Origin of the sequence: Actinomadura luteofluorescens, assembly GCF_013409365.1 — a bacterium.
Lineage (GTDB): Bacteria > Actinomycetota > Actinomycetes > Streptosporangiales > Streptosporangiaceae > Spirillospora > Spirillospora luteofluorescens.
In genome coordinates this window covers 3,897,826-3,913,698 of record NZ_JACCBA010000001.1, presented here as the reverse complement: position 1 = coordinate 3,913,698, position 15,873 = coordinate 3,897,826, and the positions used below count along the sequence as shown (strand labels likewise).

Genomic DNA, 15,873 nt, shown 5'->3' with positions numbered 1-15,873 from the left:
CCGCCGGCTCCGCACAGCATGCCCGCCCCCGGGCGCAACCCGAGAGGAACCCCATGGAAACCCCCCGCTACACCGCCGTCGCCACCGCCAACGGCCGGGACGGCCGGGCCGTCACCTCGGACGGCCGCCTCGACGTGACCCTCGCTCCACCGCGCGAGATGGGCGGCACCGGCGACGGCACCAACCCCGAGCAGCTGTTCGCGGCCGGTTACGCGGCCTGCTTCGCCAGCGCTCTCGGCGCGGTCGCCCGCTCCGCCCGCCAGGACGTCCGGGACGTCTCGGTGACCGCCGAGGTCGGACTCAACGGCGACACCGAGAAGGGCTTCAGCCTGAGCGTCGTCCTCCGCGTCGAACTTCCGGACGATCTCACCGGCGGACGGGAACTCGTCGAGCGCGCCCACCAGGTCTGCCCGTACTCCAACGCGACCCGGGGCAACATTCCTGTGGAACTCGTCCTCGAATAACCCACCGGAGGCCGGCGCCGCGACCCCTCAGAGGGTGGGGCGGGTGGCCTGCACGAAGGCGACCCGGCCGAACCTCAGCTCGGCGTGCGCGACCTCCCTGGCGTCGTCGAATCCGGCCTCGGCCAGCAGTGCGACAACGCCGTCGCCATGGTCGCTGGACATGACCTGGCCGTGTGCCGCCTGGGAACGCTTGAGCCAGGGCAGGTGCCGGAGAACGTGCGCGAATCCCCCGCCGTGGCCATGCGCGTGGTGGTCGCCGTCCGCGGGATGGTCTCCGTGCGTGGGATGGTCTCCGTGCGTGACATTGGACGAGGGGCCGCCGAAGTCGGCGATGGTGACCATTCCTCCAGGTCGAAGGGCGCGCAGCGCGTCACGCGCGAACGCGCTCCGACCCTCGTCATCGAGGTGATGCAGGGCCAACGACGAGACCACATGATCGACCGAGCCGTCCTCCGCGGGAATGCGGTCGGCGTATGCCTGAGCGAGAGTGAGATCGACGCGGCGGCGCCGCGCCTTGCGCGCGGCCCTGCGAAGGGCGTCCGCGTCGGGGTCGAGCCCGGTCACCCGCGCGGCGGGCTGGGCCGCGAGCACGGCGAGCGACAGGTTGCCCGTGCCGCAGCCGACGTCTACCACCGCCTGGCCGGGCTCGATGCCGGCGAGTCCGGCCGCACGCTCGTGCAGTGCGCGGACACCGGCCACCCTGGAGAAGACGTCATAGAACGGGAGAAGCCAGGTCTTGCCCGCGCCGGGCAGGAACGGGCGGTCCCGCTCCTCCGGGGTTCGCTGGTCGAGGATGCGTACGTTCACGGCTGCCCCTTGTCGTCCTGTGGCCGGTCCGTCCCGCGACGAGCCCGGCGCAGACCCTGGTGTGCTCACCTCCGAGTCTTGGACATTCCGCGGCTGGCGAGCAGGACATACGTTGGCAGTCATGGGACATTCTTCGGTCGCCCCCTCGCCGGGGTCCCCGTCGAGGCTGCGGACGGTACGGCTCGACGGGACGCCCGTGTACCGCTACCAGCAGCGCCCCGGCCTGCCTCCCGTCTCGGTGGTCCGCTTCGACGCCGGAGCCGCCCACGCCGACCTGCCGCCGGACCACCGGCACGCCCACGACTTCCTCGTCCTCGTCTACGTCGAGGAGGGCGCGGGCTCGGTCGCCATCGGCGGCGCCGAACGGCCGCTGCGCGCCGGCGAGGTCCACGCGGTGTCGCCCGGGCAGGTCATCGGCGTCGCGGACGTCGCCGAACTCGGCCGCAGCCGGGCGTGGTCGGTGGCGTTCACTCCGGACGCCGTCCCCGCCCTGGCCTCGGTCTCCCCGCTGACCTGGACGCACCACCCCCTCCTCGCCCTGTTCGCCTCCGGCGCGGAGCCCGGCCGGGTCGCCGAACCCGACCGGGCGACCTGGTCGGCGCTGCTGGCGGACCTGGCCGGGGAACTCGCCGACCCGGGCCGTCTCGGGGCGCGCGAGGCCATCGCCGCCACGCTCACCCGGCTCCTGGTCGCGGCCGCGCGCCTGGCGCCCTCCGCCCCCGGCGCTCCGGACCCGCTCGTCGAGCAGGTCTTCGCCGAGATCGAGGCGACGTTCCGCGAACCGGTCTCCGCCGCGGACGTCGCCCGCGCGCTCGGCTACACCCCCGGCCACCTCACGACCGTGCTCCGGAGGCGCACCGGCCGCCCCCTCCTCGAATGGATCACCGAACGGCGCATGATCGAAGTCCGGCGCATGCTGCGCGAGACCGACCTGCCGCTCGACGCCGTGGCCGCCCGGACCGGCCTGCGCGACGCCACCTACCTCGTCCGCCGCTTCCGCAACCGCTACGGCGTCACCCCGCAGCGATGGCGCCGCGCCGAGCGGGCCTGGCCGGTCTAGGACGCACCGTTCCCGGCGGAGGCCGTGCGGATGGGGGACCTTCGTCCACTGCTCACCAGGACGGCTCATGTGCTCGGCTGGAAGGAGATGGGGTCGCAGGGCGACCGGCTCGCGCGGCCAGGCACGACGATTCGGGGGAGGCATTCATGGAAACCGGAATTCTGATCAGGTGGGGCGCCCCGCGGCCGGGACGCGAGAAGGACTCCCTCGACCTCTTCCAGAAGTCCGTCGACTACTACCGCGGCCTCGTCGCGGACGGGAAGCTCGGCTACTTCGAGCCCTTCATGCTCGGCAGCGGCGACTCCGAGATCGAGACCGGCTTCTTCATCATCAAGGGAGAGGTGACCCAGGTCTTCGAACTGCTCGACGATCAGCAGCACCGCGATCTGATGGCGCAGGGCAGCGTGCTGGTCGAGCACTACCGCTTCGACATGCTGGCCGTCGGCGAGAGCATCAAGCGGTGGGTCGGCGACTACAAGCGAGGTCTCTCGGCCGCCGGGGTCTAGCCCGACCGCGTCAGGGGCGCCGGCCGGGAGCGGCGCACCTCAGCCTTGCCGGGCCGGCCGAATGGTCAGGTCCCCGATCTCGACGTCGTCGGGCTGGTCGACGGCGAAAGCGATCGCCCGAGCCACCGCCACGGGATCGATCCCGAGATCGGCCATGTTCCGCCTGGCCTGCTCGCGCACGGCCGGATCATCGACGGCGTTGTCGATGAGCTCGGTGCGGACATAGCCGGGGGAGATCGACGTCGTCCGCAGGACCCCGTCGGTGCTCTCCTGCCGGAGGCCCTCCAGGAGGGTGCGCACCGCGTTCTTCGTCCCGGCGTACACCGCCTGGGTAGGGACGATCTTCAGGCCCGAGGTCGAGACGACGGTGACGAGGTGGCCGGCGCCCTGGCGGCGGAACACCGGCAGGGCCGCGGCGATCCCGTGCAGGATCCCTTTGACGTTCACGTCGACCATCGCCGACCAGCCCTCGACGTCCAGATCGGCTACGGGACCGATCCTGCTGATCCCGGCGTTGCCGACGAGGACGTCCAGGCGGCCGAAGCGCTCGACGGCGAGGGTGACGAGCGACTGGAGGTCGCCGGGACGGGTGACGTCCACGCGCGTGGCGGCCGCCTCGCCGCCGGCGGCCTCGATCTCGGCGACCAGCCGGTCCAGACGCTCCGTGCGGCGGGCGCCGAGGACGACGGCGGCGCCGAGCGAGGCGAGGTGGCGAGCCGTCGCCTCACCGATCCCGCTGCTGGCGCCGGTGATGGCGATGACCTTGCCCTGGACGGTCATGAGGAACCTCCGCACTAGAATGGGACACATGTCCGGTTATACCGACAACCTTAGCGGACACGTGTCCGCTTCCGCTCCGAGCGGTGGAACGCGGCGCGCGGACGCCCAGCGCAACCGGGAGCGCATCCTCCAGGCGGCACGCGATCTCGTGCACGAGCCGGGGGAGCTGAAACTCAACGCGGTCGCGAAGGCCTGCGGTATCGGGCAGGGCACGCTGTACCGGCACTTCCCGACACGCGAGGACCTCCTGGTCGAGGTGTACCGCCATGAAGTGGAGGAGCTCGTCGCCGCCGCTCCACGTCTGCTGGAGACCCACCGCCCGCTGGACGCGCTGGCGGCATGGTTCGACCGGGTGGCCGCCTACGCCCGCGTCAAGCGCGACGTGTTCGCGGCCGTCGAGGCGGCGACATGGCGCGACCTCGCCGCCCACAGTCTCGGCCCGATCGGTGAGGCGGTGGAACTACTGCTGGCCGCCGGCCGCTCGGCCGGAAGCGTGCGCGCCGACGCCGAGGCCCGCGACGTCATCGTGCTCATCAGCTGGCTGTCGCGGCTGGACGACGCCGAACTCGACGCGCGAGGCCCGCGGTTGCTGTCCATCCTCGTCGACGGCCTCCGCGCCCACCGTCCCTGAGGCGAGCGCTCGCCCCGAGACCTGCCCGGTGACTCTCGCCCGCCCTGTTGATCAGGGTTGCCGCTGGTAGGGTGCCCGGCAATCCGAGGGGGCGATCATGAGTACTGCCGGGCAGCAGCAGGGCACCAGGCCGAGCGCCAACCGTCCGGCGAAGGTGAGCCTGTTCCTCGCCGCCGCCGGTATCGCGACATTGGCGAACTTCGCAACGGGCATCGCCTGGATAAATCCGGCCGTCTTCGTCGGACTCGCCGTTCTGTGCGCGCTGGCGGCCATCATCGCCGGCCATGTCGGACGCTTCCGGGGCCGCCGTCTTGACGGGGACGGCCGAGGAATGGCGCTGCTGGGAATCGTCCTCGGCTGGCTGCTGATCCTCATCTGCCTGCTGGCGGTCATCGCGGTCCTGGGCCTCATCGCCGGCCTGGCCGTCCTAGTGGACGGTGCCGACTCCACCTGACTCCACGCGACCCCGCCCCTGTTCACGTTCTGGCCACGCACACGGTGACCGCCGCGGTACCGCGCGAAGAACCGGCACCACAGAGAAACGGGGGCCCGGCTGGTGCCGGGCCCCCGTTACTGATGCGGACAGGCTTGGGCCTCTCCGCGACGGACGTCTCAGGCGGAGCCGGAGTCGCCTGGAGCGCCCCGATCCGCAACGCTGTTGGTTGCGACCGCTTCCATCCACTACGAGTCCTACGGTGCGCATGTCGCCGAGTTCGGAGTTCCGGCTGTGCTTTTCGACGTCACCCGCGGCGAACTCGCCGACATCTTCGGCGAGGACCGGCTGGTGACGCTGCCCGCCACCGCCTTCCCGCCCTCCGCCGTGGACACCGAAGGCGCCCGCCTCCTGCAAACCGTCGGCGTCCCCACCGGGACGTTCTGGCTGCGCGAGCCCGACGAGAACTCCGGTCGGCTGCCCGTCCTCCAGGACGTCGTCGACGCTCCGGTGGACGCGGCCGAATGGCCCGTCATCGGCTGGCTCCTCAACGCCCACCTCGCACTGGACCCCAGCACTGGCAAGGTGCACGCATTCGACCCCGACGATGAGACCGCGGAGGAACTCCACACGGACGTCTCGTCCCTCATAGGTGTAACCTCCCGCTTCCAGCGCCTGCTGGAGGAATTCACCTTCACCGGCGACGAGGAAGCCGAATTCGAGCGCCTGGAGGACGAGGTCACACGCATCCGCCAGGAAACGTCCAGCATCGACCCGCTACCCTTCCGGCACGACGAGACCGCCTGGTCGATCGTCGGCGACGAGATCGCCATGGGCCAGCGCTTCACGGGCAACAGTCCTGGAGCCCGCTCGCGTTGACCGAACTGTCCGTTCCCGCAGACCTGGCCCACCTGGTGGCCGGAAGTTGGATCCTGGATGGCGGCGCAGGCTGGTCAACACCGTGCTGTGCCCGTCGGCCCACCCGGACGCGCCGGCCGCACCGCGCGCGGACCCCGCCCTGCTGCGCGGCGCCATCGAGGAGGTCCTGCGGTTCCTCCCCCCGACCGGTGGCACCGACCGGCCGGACCGCGCACCCGGCCACCACCTGCCTCGGCGCCCACCTGGCCCGACACCAGGTCGCGATCGCGACAGGCGAGCTGCTGCACCGACTGCCCGGCCCGTGGTCGGTGAGCCGGATCGAAACGGCCCGCACCCCCGTCGGCATAGACGTACTCGACCTCGCCCTGGCCGCCCCGAGCACCTCGTGACGTCCGCCGCCGCGACAGGCGAACCCCAGCAAGGATCGAGCGTCGGCGCCTGCAGAAGCGCGGACCAGCCAGGAGACGAGCCGATCCATAGCCACCCCGGAAGTCCCCCGGGAGAGGGAGCCGGTTCGCCCCTCCGGGTGGTCACCCGAGCCTGGGGATTCGTGATTGTTGAGAGCGCGCGACACCCGCTACGGCACGGAGAACTTGATGCCCCTGACACGATCGATGCCGGCCACGGAGAACGTCACAGCGTCCGAATCCCTCTCGGGCGTTCCCCGCTGGGCAGTCTGGTGCGCCTGGACGACCGTCCTGTGCACGGTGCCGTCCGGCGTGTGGCGAATGGCGCTCGGCTTCGGCGCCGATGTCGGCTTCACCGGCAAGCTCGGCGAGATGTACACCGGCGTCGACATCATGGTGTACGTCCTGACCCTGACGGTGGTGTCACAGGCTGCTGCGTTCCTCACCCTGGGACTGATCCGGCCGTGGGGGCAGACCGTGCCTCGGCGGATCCCGTTCCTCGGCGGCCGGCGGATCCCGCCGCTCGCGGGGATCATCCCGGCCGCGCTCGGCGGCACCGCGGTGACCGGTCTTTGCCTCGCCCTGGTCCTGCCCTCGGGCGGGCCCCTCGCCAACCCTGAGTTCCCGCAGGGTACGGCAGGTCTGATCATGGACGTCTGCTACGCGCCGCTCCTGCTGTGGGGACCGTTGGTCCTCGTCCTCACCGCGCACTACGCTCGCCGCCGGTCGGCTGCACCTGACCTACGTCACACCGCGTGACAGCAGCCCGGCGCCTGCGGGGCGCTCAGGTCCACATCGGCGGCCGAGACCTCACCGATGTGGACCCGTTCGAGGCCCGCGCCCACCTGGCCGCTCGCCCCGGAGCCCTAGGTCACCACTTACTGGACCAGTAGATGGCGTCCATGGCCACGCGGATGGGCGGGGCGCCGTTCCGGATGTGCTTCCAGCCGCCGTCGTTCAGGCTGTAGTTCAGCCGGTAGTGCCCGGAGGTCCTGGTGCGCAGGTCGCTGTGCCGGAGACCGGCGACCGGGGCGTAGCGCACCCGGTGCTGGGCCCCGATGAGCTCGGCCGCGGAGCTGGAGGAGTTGACCGCCTCGTCCCGGTCGGTGGCGATCAGCGTCCAGTCGGTGCCGCCCTCGGCCTGGGGCAACTGCGGGCCGAGCCAGTTCAGGAACGAGTTCGTCCCGCTCATCTCCCGGCACTGCCTGTTGGACGCGCAGTACGTCGGCAGGATGGCGCCCTTGTGCGGCGTGCCCAACGTGACCACGTCCTGGACCAGCAGCTTGGGCGGCCAGCCCGGCTCGTGGCGCGCGTAGCCGGCGATCGCGGCGCGGGCGACCAGACCGCCCATGGAGTGCGCGACGATGTCGACGGTCTGGCCCTTGGACGAGTAGTTCTTGTAGATGTTCTGGGCCAGGTTCCTGCCGAGATCCTTGATGGAGGTGTCGTTCGACCCCTTGGCGATCCGCACACAGCCCTTCGGATTGTCGGTCGAGTAGTAGCCGACCCGGTGGAACTTGCCCGTCCAGCCCCAGCCGCGCATCGCGTCCTCCGCGCCGCTCCACTTGCTGGCGCATCCGGTGTCGGTGACCTTCTGCCGGTACCCCTTGATGAGGTAGACGGGCGTGTTCGCCGAGTCCCCGCTGACGCGGGTGGCACCGGCCGCGATCTGCGCGGCGCTGAGGCTGCCGGCCGCCTGGGTGCTCTTGGTGCCCCCGGCGCTCAGCCTGGTCTCCCGAGCGGACGTCGCGTCGCATGCCACCAGTCCCAGGCCGGTCGTCACCACGAGGCCCGCGGCGGCGAAGGCAGCTTTTCTCTGGATGCTGATCGCCATGATTCATCTCCCTTTTCGGTAACTTGTGGAGAAATTACTCGGGGTGAATCGTGGGTGGGGAGGGCTTAAAGGCCTCAATGCGCCAGCGGAATTTTGGGGCCCTAGGGCTCTAGTGGGATGGGCCCCCACTCAGCGGGCCCGGGAGTGCTGGTCCGTGCAACCAGCCCTAAGGTAGCAGATCTGTGCAGGTCAGAGCCGTGTAGAGCTGTCCCGCAAAAGTATCCGTCAGCGTCCAACCGGTACCCGCTTGCCCCAGCCTGAGTGAGCGCGCCGACAATCGAACGCCGTAATAGATGAACCGGCCGTAGCCTGAGCATCAGATTCGCATGGAACCAGAGAGGGGCCAGAGAAACGCCCCGAAGAACTCCTCCGAGCATTCTCGGGAGTTGCTCACCGAGTCCCTGACAGCCATCAGCGCTAGGCGGTTCAAGGCATCGCCATAGCCGTCACCAAGATCGCCCGTCTCAGGCCGTTCGTCCGCGCCCAACGTCAAGTCGCTCCGAGAGGCCGCCTGCCCGGCGACCGCTGGGGGTCGCCCGTGAAGACTTGGCGAACGTACCCATCCCGCACGATCGGCATCCGGTTGACCTGTGGATTTGCCGTATCAGGCTGGCTGACGGGTGCCTGAGGGTTATCAGGTGGCCCCCGGCGCTGGCTGCTCATACCCTCAGCATCGTGGGACGGGCTGTGATGCGGGTGATGCGGATCGATCAGGTGGCACGTGGCTAGGCGGCGCTACGTGGCTCGTGGCGTCCCCGGTGGCTACCGCATCTGGGACAACCGCCGACGCAAGTGGTGGGGAGACGTCTATGAACTGTGTCCGGACGACCTTCTCACCGAACTCAACGGCGATGCCGACTACCAGAAGGTGACTGCCCTCCTCCGCCGCTACCGGGCGTTGAAGCGATAGAACGCGTGATGCGCCGTTGATCGGCGTCCTGGCGACACCAGGCAGGGGAAGTCACGGGACGAGCTTGGCCAGGCTGCCGCGAGGGCCCAGTTCGATGAGGCCGCACGAAATGAAACACATCTGCGTCTCCCTGCTCCCAGACCTTGGCGGACAGCGCACGTCGGCGGATAGATAATCGAGCACAGCGACATTGAGGCGACCATGACGGTCCCAGACCTGAGTCCGGGGCTCGTTTATGCATTTGAGGGGCGTACAGGGAGCGCTCTACCGTTGGCTGATGCGCTACCTGCCGATGTCTTTGGCGCTGGGGGCTTTGCGTCGCGGACGCCCGATAGAGCAACTCCTCGGTGGTTTCGCGGAAGCCGGACGCCGAGGAGTGAGATTCGTCGTGATCACCCCGATTCCCGCCGGCGTTTGCTACATCTCGTGTACGACGGTCGAGGACACGATGGAGCTAGACAGGCACGGAGGCCTGCTCTATCCGAGCGAAAACGCGTTCTATCCAGGGGACGCGGACAGTGAGGGTGCCCGCACAGTGGGCACCGCCTCAACACCGGAGGCGGCCATTGAGCTGGCAGAGCGAGAACTGAACGCTGATCCGCGCTGGTGGGTCAACCTCGGGATGCTGGGCTACGAGTACAGGGACTACGTCGCAAGAGGCCGTCCGCTCGGCCCGTGGCAGCCCTCATAAGAGGCCCGCGGTGGTGCCCACCGAGGTCAGACGGTGTCTGACGTACGCCCGTGGCGCCGGTCGGATGCGGTCAGTGCCGTCAAGGTCTCCGTCACCGATCGCTCCGCGAACGTCGTTCTTTCAACCGCCGAACGTGCCGCTCGTGCTGCCCGGCCCGGCGCCGCTGGGCGCGGTCGATGAGCAACGTTCGCGGGTCGGCCGCCAACTCGTACAGCTCGACTTCGAACGGGTCTGCGTCGTACTCGATGAGACGAGCCAAAGTGTCTCGATCTTGCTCGGCGGTGATTCGCCGGCGCACATGTTCCCGCCAGAGGTGCTCGCTCGCCTCGGCCTCGTCCATGCCCCGACGATAACTGCTTCCCGCGCCACGAACAGCCGGATACAGCCACCGGCACACAGCCCCTGCCGCGACCGGCCTCATCTCCCTCACCCCGACGGCCAGGGCGGACGGAATGGGGCCGTCATTCGAACAGATGACGGTTCGAATCGCTCCAGACGAGTCGGCGGTCGAGTTCTTCCAGCAGACCCTCGCGGACCCACGTGGCTTGCGGCTCGTGCCCTTGAGAGGCCAGCCGGCGCACCAGGTCGATGAGCGAGTCCGAGGGGTGACCGCCATCGTCGGCTCGCACACCTCGACCCCGAACAGGGCGGCACCGCCGCTCGTCCGGTCATCGCCACCGGCGCCTGGAAGGGGCGGGCCCCTCCACCCGTTACCTGGTCGAGCGACCGGGACTCCTGCCGGCGACAGCTCCAGGAGTCCAAGGCGCGCAGGCGGGGCGTCGGTTGGCACCCGAAATCGGAGACGGACCAGCGGCCGGCCCGGCCGCTGGTCACGCTCGTGTTCAGTGCAGGCGGGCCTTGCGCAGCAGGCCGACGAGGCCGTGCGTCTCGTCGTTCGGGCCGGACGAGAACCAGACGGCGTCGGTGCCTCCGGTCGTCGGCGTCCCGCGCAGGAGCGACCACAGGCCGTCGATCTCGATCGGGCGGCCGTCTGGCCGGCGCAACGCGCCCCGCCAACGGCCATGCCGGGTGAAGGCGTTGATCCGGCCGTCGCCGAAGTTGCCGACGAGGACGTCTCCGGCGAAGTCGCCGAATGATCGGGGCGCGATCACCAGCCCCCACGGCGCGTTCAGCGGACCACGGGAGGCGAAGCGGTGATGGGATCGACCGAACCGCCGGTACTCCACGACGAAGCCGAGCCCGGGGCCGGGGACGTCGTCCTCGGCGTCCGCATCCTGCTTGGCGTAGGTGACGAACACGGAGCGGCCGAGGACGGCGACGTTGAACGGCGCGAAGCCTCGTGGGATCGACGGGTCATTGAAGCGCCCGCCGGGCAGCCTGAGCCGCCGGAACCTACCGTCGAAGACGTCGATGCGTCCGTTGTGGAAGTCAGTCGCCAACAGGAACGCCCCATGGCGGGTGTGCAGCAGCGCCAGTCCCTTGTAGATAGCGCCTCGCGCGCCCGCCACGCGGACCGCGGTGGTCCCTGTGTTGCGGTTCCATGCGGTGATCGCGCCGCTCTCGCTGCTGAAGATGAAGGTGGCCGGCGCACCCTTCACCGCGAAGTCGGCGGTGTTGTTGAACACCTCTCCGGTGGGCGCGCCGCCCTCGACGGTGACTTCCAGTCGCTGCTTCGTCACGCCTTTCGCGCCGCCCGCGTACACGGTGGCGACGCCGGTGCCGTTGTTGGCGGCCCACAGCGGCCCGGTCGGGCTAAGCGCCAAGCCCCATGGGTTGACGAGCTTGGGGTCCTGAAGAGGCGCCCGGCCCGGGATGTCGGAGATCAGGTCGGTCTCGGTGAACCGGGTGTGCCACCCCAATCCGTCGGCGCGGTTCGGGGTTTCGGCGGACGCGGGACGGGTCGGGGCCATTCCTGCCAGCAGGGCTAGGGCAGCCATGAGCATACCTAGAGGTCTTCGCATTCAGATCTCCCTGAATCGATCAGCGGGTCCGGTCGGACCGCGGCGATAATTACCCCGGGCAGGTTCGGCGAATCCGGCCGCCGCACCACTCGACGGAATCCTGACCAACGACGACGGCCGCTTTACGTTCTGGGGCGATCAGTGCACCGCCCCAGTAAAACCGAGCCCGAGGAACCAACCTCATGAGCCGGAACAACCAACTCGGCCCGCCCGGACACCCCACTCGCGGGCTAAGCTTCAGAAAGGCAGGGCAGAGGGCCGTCCACGGTCAGAGCACCAGAAGCCCCGCGGCAGCGATCGCCCCGCTTGGGTGCGCCCAACCACGCACGGTGATCGTCTAGGACCTCAGCCATGGGATCGGCGCGCGAGCCAGGAGATTGGTGCGCTCTCACCGAGCCTCGGTGGCGGCGTCAGATGCCCACACCTTTGCAGTAATCACTCTTACTGGATTGGTCGGCCACTGGACATCGCGATCTGCTCCGCTATAAATCTCGCGAGAGAAATTCTGCGGGCTAGATCAACATCATGTATTCAAGGGGTCTGGCCCCGCTCAGTGTGGCGTCAGGGTGTCCTTGGCCAGAAAGGTCAGCCCGAAATGTCGCCGAGAAGGCGCGCGAACCCGGCCTCGCCCGGTCCGGCGCCGCCGACCAGGACGAGTGTGGTCGTCGCGGTGCTGCCGCTCGTAGCTCGCGCCTGTTGGCGGGGGACCGCCAGACCTCTTGCCTGCGCCGGTCGCTGCCAAAAAGAGATGCCCCGGGCCGTGTGGCTCCGGGGCGTTGTCGCTGGTCTTGGTGGTGGGCAGGGGCGGGGTCGAACCGCCGACCTTCCGCTTTTCAGAAGTAGCAACCACCCTGTGACCACCCCGCCGACCAAGGTCAGACGGTGCCCGACGTGCGCCCATGGTGCCGCTTGGTGGCCGTCGTTGCCGTCAACGTTGCCGTCACTGTCCGGCCCTTCGACCTCGCGCTTTCAACCGTCGGACGTGCCGCTCGTGCTGCCCGACGCGGCGCCGCTGGGCGCGGTCGATGAGCCGCGTCCGCGGGTCGGCCGCCAGCTCGTACAATTCGACCTCGAACGGGTCGGCGTCGTACTCGATGAGACGAGCCAAGGTGTCTCGATCCTGCTCGGCAGTGACTCGTCGGCGCACCTGTTCCCGCCAAACAAGCTCGCTCGCCTCGGCCTCGTCCATGCTCCGACGATAACTCCTCGTTTCGCCGTGACCACCTGGATGCGAACCACCGGCACCCCCCCACCTCACTACCGCCCACCCCAGCTACACCGTGCGCCGACGTATGCCCGCGTAAGAATCTGTGAGCCTCTGTTGCGGTACTCCGCTGCTGTACAGCTACCGACACGATCCGCCGCGCTGACTCAGCTGACCGTCTGCTTTTCAGAAGTAGCACTTACCCTGTCGCCGTGATGTCTACCGAGATTGGACGGTGTCTCGCGGCTGACTCTGGTGCCCCGTGTACGTGGCTGTTGTCGTCAGCGCTGTCGTCACTCTCACTGTGCTTGACCTCGCCTCTTCTCGCCATGCAGCCCTTCTGATCCATAGCAAGATCAGCGGCGTCCACTCTTGTTCAGATCCGTCCCCTCAGCTGTCGGTCGGCTATTTCTCGTCCCACACTTGTCCGTGATCGTCCAAGGTCGTTATAGCGCCCCGTTAGCACACTCACGTCCCCGGACCGCATGATTCGCGCTCCCCCTCGTGCCCATTCTCCTGAGTAACCTTGGCCCTGCTGCGGAGCAGATCGCGGTCGGTAACCGTCCTGGCGTCACGTAGCCAGGACGGTTACCGCCGACTAGTCAGAGTCTGACCAACGCTCCCTGTCGTACGGGAGGAGCCATCCGGAGACCTCACCTGCGATTCCCCGTACTTCAGCTTCGGCAGTGTTGGACCGAAGCGGGAGCACATAGAGGTAGCGCCACCGGGCGGTCTTCTGAACCGCTTTGAGGTACTCGCGAACGTGTGATGCCAAACCCTCGGGGTCCTTGGGGCGGCAAACCGAGCCGACGTAGCAGACCTGGTTACGTTCATCCGCGGCTATGTAGACCGCGGCAGACGCCGTGGGCATCTCTTCGGGGTCGATCTCATAGGGTCCAGGGCAGGGTCTGAGAAGGTGATGTCCACAGATCCTGGACAGCGCGAGGTAGGTCTCGTTGTCCATCAGGCTGGGTCCTGATTCTCTGGCTCGTCGTCCGCGAAGGGATTTGTTTGCCCATCGAAGGCCGCCCCGTACCAGGCGTTGGCCCGTTCGAAGAGCTTGTACAACTGCTTGCTCATCAGCAGAGCGGCTTCTCGGCCTGTCGTCTCGATGAGTCGGTCACCGCCCGAGTCAACGATTCCCTCCACGTCACGCATGCTGCTCTCCATGTTACGCAGACTGTCCCGCATGACCTTGACCTTGTGCCTGAAGCGAGTCTGGGCATCGCCGTTGGAAGGGCCCGTGTTCGAGGTATCCTTCGGGGCGATCTTGACGCGGAGGCGTTCGTTAGTGATCGGGATTTCCTCGCCCGTGGCGTCTTGGCGTGGTAGGCCCTGAGCGTCGATCAAGCGAGGCGCACGACCATCGCGGTCGTCTTCCACGGCCTGGCGAAGCTGACGGAGGCCAAGGTCCAACCCCAGGAGGTCCTCCATCAACTCGCGTGAGGTACGGCGATCGCCGCCGTCTCCCATGTCGTGGCGACCCCCGCCAATCTTGTTGTGCTTTGCCAGCACGTAGGCGGCGCGCACCCACAGTTCAGTTCCTGCCGACCCGCCGACCTGGTCTTCCGCCAGTTCCTGGGCCGCGGCGGCATAAAGAGCTTCGGGAGATCTGCGCGACGGCTTCCAAGTGCGCGTGCTGAGGTTCGTCGGCAGAGCATCGATGAAAGTCTTCCGGAACCCAGCTACTGCCCTGTCTGGTGCAACGCCGAGCAGCTCACGAACCACGAGTTCGACACCCAGAGGAAGCTTGGTGTTCCCACGGACTTGCCGGTTTCGCTTGGCACTGCCGTCGGCTTCGTCCAGTAGGACAAGGGCAATCGGGTTGCGGATGGCGTTATGCGCCTGAGGGTCATTCGTCGTGAAGAGGTGGACGAGACGGGCGGCTCTGTGGTCCCCGTGAGCGGGGATCTTGTGGGCTATCGCCTCGGCACGAGTGAGCCGGCCGCCGAGCCAATCGGCCTCAGCATCGGACCGGATGGCGCCTGCCTTCCGCAACGCACCCAGACATTCTTCGGCGAGGGAGGTGAGGCGCGACGACTCCGTCCACTTCTTCTTCGGGTTGAGGTGATCCTGCGCTACCCGAGCCTTGATCGCCTCAGCGAGATCGGTACTGTCAGGTGCGTCCTCCTCGACCCCGATGACCAGCTCGAACTCTGTGATCGCACACCGGATGGCTGCCTTCTCCGATTCCTCGATCTCGGCGGCGTCCTTGCCGGCAAAGCCGTTGATCTCGTCAACGTGCTGCTGCATCGCCGCGGCGTTTCGAGGCAGGCCAAAGAGGGCGTCCTCCGCCGTCAGGCCGAGGTGGTAATGCGCATGGCTTACCCGAGACGATCCCTCGCGGACGAAGACGTGGGTGGTCGGAGCTTCGTCCGGGTCCTCATAGATTACGGTCGTTGCCACCCCGATGGGCGGGTCCATGATGCCCTGCTCGGCGATGCTCGGGTGTGGCTCGTTGCGGGATCGGGTCGTCTCGACCGTCCACTCAAGCTGCTCACCCAACGCCGTCCGGCTCTTGGCGCGGATAGCCATCTCGCCGACCCCGTGGACCCGCGCAGATGGCAGTCCGACTGGCGAGATTCCGAGGGTCTCGGCGATCGCGAACTGGACGTGATCGGCGTTTCGGGGGTTCTCTGTGTCTGGGGTAATCCGACCTGACCAGACACGGCCCGTAATGACCAGCAGATAACCGCCGGGGACGCGGCGCCGCTGAGGATGGGCGACCTGCGGCACCACAGCCTCAGGATCGACCCAGATGGTCGACAGCGCACTAGCAGCAGCGTCGCTCATTTCGTGCTTCTTGAACGCCGCACGCAGTTGCCGATAGGCCGCAGGGCTGGCGAGCTCCGGCAGGCGCCGAAGGGGGCGCGTAAGACGCGCAAGATCGTGCGGTTCGGGCGCAGTGCTGGTCATGGTGGCCTCCGCAGGCTCCCATTCCTTTCGGGAACCGTTCCCGCAAGGTTGAACGGCGGGAACCGGAGACGCCGAACCGGCTCTCGCTTCTCCACACCACGGATCAGGGCCCGTGAGCAGAGAGCGGCAGAGAAGCAAGATCTACACCCGCTGGTTCGACCTCCGGCGCTCATCGGCGCCTGTGGCGGGTCTTACCGTCCTGCTTCTAGAGTCGGCGCTCCGAAGAAGACACGGGTGCAACGTCTGCTTCAACGTCACTGGGGGATCGTACATCGGGCACCGCGCCCTTGCGGCTTGGATTCTGTATCTGTTGTGGCGCGCACATGGACTAGGCAGGCAACTTGGGCGCCTAATGGGCGCGGACGACCGTTGGTTGCCACCCCTCGCCATGGCGCATCGGAGAAACAAGAAGGCGCCCGTCCGTGTTGT

The 15,873-nt window shown here is 68.2% G+C and carries 17 protein-coding genes; 9 read left to right on the top strand and 8 right to left on the bottom strand.

Annotation, left to right across the window (positions count from 1 at the left end; genetic code table 11):
• Positions 1 to 53 precede the first annotated feature (53 nt).
• A complete protein-coding gene (locus BJY14_RS17970; RefSeq protein WP_179844670.1) occupies positions 54 to 464 on the top strand; it encodes an organic hydroperoxide resistance protein in 411 nt (136 codons plus the stop codon).
• 27 nt (positions 465 to 491) lie between these two features.
• On the opposite strand, the gene BJY14_RS17965 is transcribed toward BJY14_RS17970, so the two are convergent.
• Positions 492 to 1,271 (bottom strand): class I SAM-dependent methyltransferase, encoded by a 780-nt coding sequence (locus tag BJY14_RS17965; protein WP_218905468.1) that lies wholly within the window; start codon positions 1,269 to 1,271, stop codon positions 492 to 494.
• A gap of 121 nt (positions 1,272 to 1,392) precedes the next feature.
• On the opposite strand from BJY14_RS17965, the gene BJY14_RS17960 reads away from it, so the two are divergent.
• Positions 1,393 to 2,331 (top strand): AraC family transcriptional regulator, encoded by a 939-nt coding sequence (locus BJY14_RS17960; RefSeq protein ID WP_179844668.1) that lies wholly within the window; start codon positions 1,393 to 1,395, stop codon positions 2,329 to 2,331.
• Between the two features lie 146 nt (positions 2,332 to 2,477).
• On the top strand, positions 2,478 to 2,837 hold the full coding sequence (locus BJY14_RS17955) for a hypothetical protein (RefSeq protein ID WP_179844667.1): 360 nt from the start codon (positions 2,478 to 2,480) through the stop codon (positions 2,835 to 2,837).
• A gap of 39 nt (positions 2,838 to 2,876) precedes the next feature.
• Here the strand turns inward: BJY14_RS17955 and BJY14_RS17950 are convergent, their stop codons facing one another.
• Positions 2,877 to 3,617: an SDR family oxidoreductase gene (locus BJY14_RS17950; RefSeq protein WP_179844666.1), complete on the bottom strand. Its 741-nt coding sequence runs from the start codon at positions 3,615 to 3,617 to the stop codon at positions 2,877 to 2,879.
• Between the two features lie 61 nt (positions 3,618 to 3,678).
• Here BJY14_RS17950 and BJY14_RS17945 point away from each other — a divergent pair, with 61 nt between their 5' ends.
• The 5 genes from BJY14_RS17945 to BJY14_RS17925 all read left to right on the top strand — a co-directional run bounded on the left by BJY14_RS17945 (position 3,679) and on the right by BJY14_RS17925 (position 6,726).
• Positions 3,679 to 4,248: a TetR/AcrR family transcriptional regulator gene (locus tag BJY14_RS17945; RefSeq protein WP_179844665.1), complete on the top strand. Its 570-nt coding sequence runs from the start codon at positions 3,679 to 3,681 to the stop codon at positions 4,246 to 4,248.
• 97 nt (positions 4,249 to 4,345) lie between these two features.
• On the top strand, positions 4,346 to 4,702 hold the full coding sequence (locus tag BJY14_RS17940; protein ID WP_179844664.1) for a DUF4190 domain-containing protein: 357 nt from the start codon (positions 4,346 to 4,348) through the stop codon (positions 4,700 to 4,702).
• A gap of 273 nt (positions 4,703 to 4,975) precedes the next feature.
• On the top strand, positions 4,976 to 5,560 hold the full coding sequence (locus BJY14_RS17935) for an SUKH-4 family immunity protein (RefSeq protein ID WP_179844663.1): 585 nt from the start codon (positions 4,976 to 4,978) through the stop codon (positions 5,558 to 5,560).
• Between the two features lie 188 nt (positions 5,561 to 5,748).
• On the top strand, positions 5,749 to 5,949 hold the full coding sequence (locus BJY14_RS17930) for a hypothetical protein (RefSeq protein WP_179844662.1): 201 nt from the start codon (positions 5,749 to 5,751) through the stop codon (positions 5,947 to 5,949).
• A 207-nt stretch (positions 5,950 to 6,156) separates the two neighbouring features.
• Positions 6,157 to 6,726, top strand: coding sequence for a hypothetical protein (locus tag BJY14_RS17925; protein ID WP_179844661.1), 570 nt, complete (start codon positions 6,157 to 6,159; stop codon positions 6,724 to 6,726).
• 112 nt (positions 6,727 to 6,838) lie between these two features.
• Here the strand turns inward: BJY14_RS17925 and BJY14_RS17920 are convergent, their stop codons facing one another.
• A complete protein-coding gene (locus BJY14_RS17920; protein WP_179844660.1) occupies positions 6,839 to 7,801 on the bottom strand; it encodes an esterase/lipase family protein in 963 nt (320 codons plus the stop codon).
• 1,187 nt (positions 7,802 to 8,988) lie between these two features.
• Between BJY14_RS17920 and BJY14_RS17915 the strand changes: the two genes are divergently transcribed.
• Positions 8,989 to 9,402: a hypothetical protein gene (locus BJY14_RS17915; protein WP_179844659.1), complete on the top strand. Its 414-nt coding sequence runs from the start codon at positions 8,989 to 8,991 to the stop codon at positions 9,400 to 9,402.
• 91 nt (positions 9,403 to 9,493) lie between these two features.
• On the opposite strand, the gene BJY14_RS17910 is transcribed toward BJY14_RS17915, so the two are convergent.
• The 5 genes from BJY14_RS17910 to BJY14_RS17890 form a co-directional block, all read right to left on the bottom strand.
• Positions 9,494 to 9,742: a hypothetical protein gene (locus BJY14_RS17910; protein WP_179844658.1), complete on the bottom strand. Its 249-nt coding sequence runs from the start codon at positions 9,740 to 9,742 to the stop codon at positions 9,494 to 9,496.
• Between the two features lie 502 nt (positions 9,743 to 10,244).
• Entirely contained in the window at positions 10,245 to 11,273 is a 1,029-nt protein-coding gene (locus BJY14_RS17905; RefSeq protein WP_246396829.1) for a TIGR03118 family protein, read from the bottom strand.
• Between the two features lie 991 nt (positions 11,274 to 12,264).
• Positions 12,265 to 12,513 (bottom strand): hypothetical protein, encoded by a 249-nt coding sequence (locus tag BJY14_RS17900; RefSeq protein ID WP_179844656.1) that lies wholly within the window; start codon positions 12,511 to 12,513, stop codon positions 12,265 to 12,267.
• Between the two features lie 613 nt (positions 12,514 to 13,126).
• Entirely contained in the window at positions 13,127 to 13,492 is a 366-nt protein-coding gene (locus tag BJY14_RS17895; RefSeq protein WP_179844655.1) for a hypothetical protein, read from the bottom strand.
• Complete coding sequence (locus tag BJY14_RS17890) at positions 13,492 to 15,444, bottom strand: hypothetical protein (protein ID WP_179844654.1); 1,953 nt, start codon at positions 15,442 to 15,444, stop codon at positions 13,492 to 13,494. Before BJY14_RS17890 ends, BJY14_RS17895 begins: the two co-directional genes overlap by 1 nt.
• Between the last annotated feature and the right edge of the window lie 429 nt (positions 15,445 to 15,873).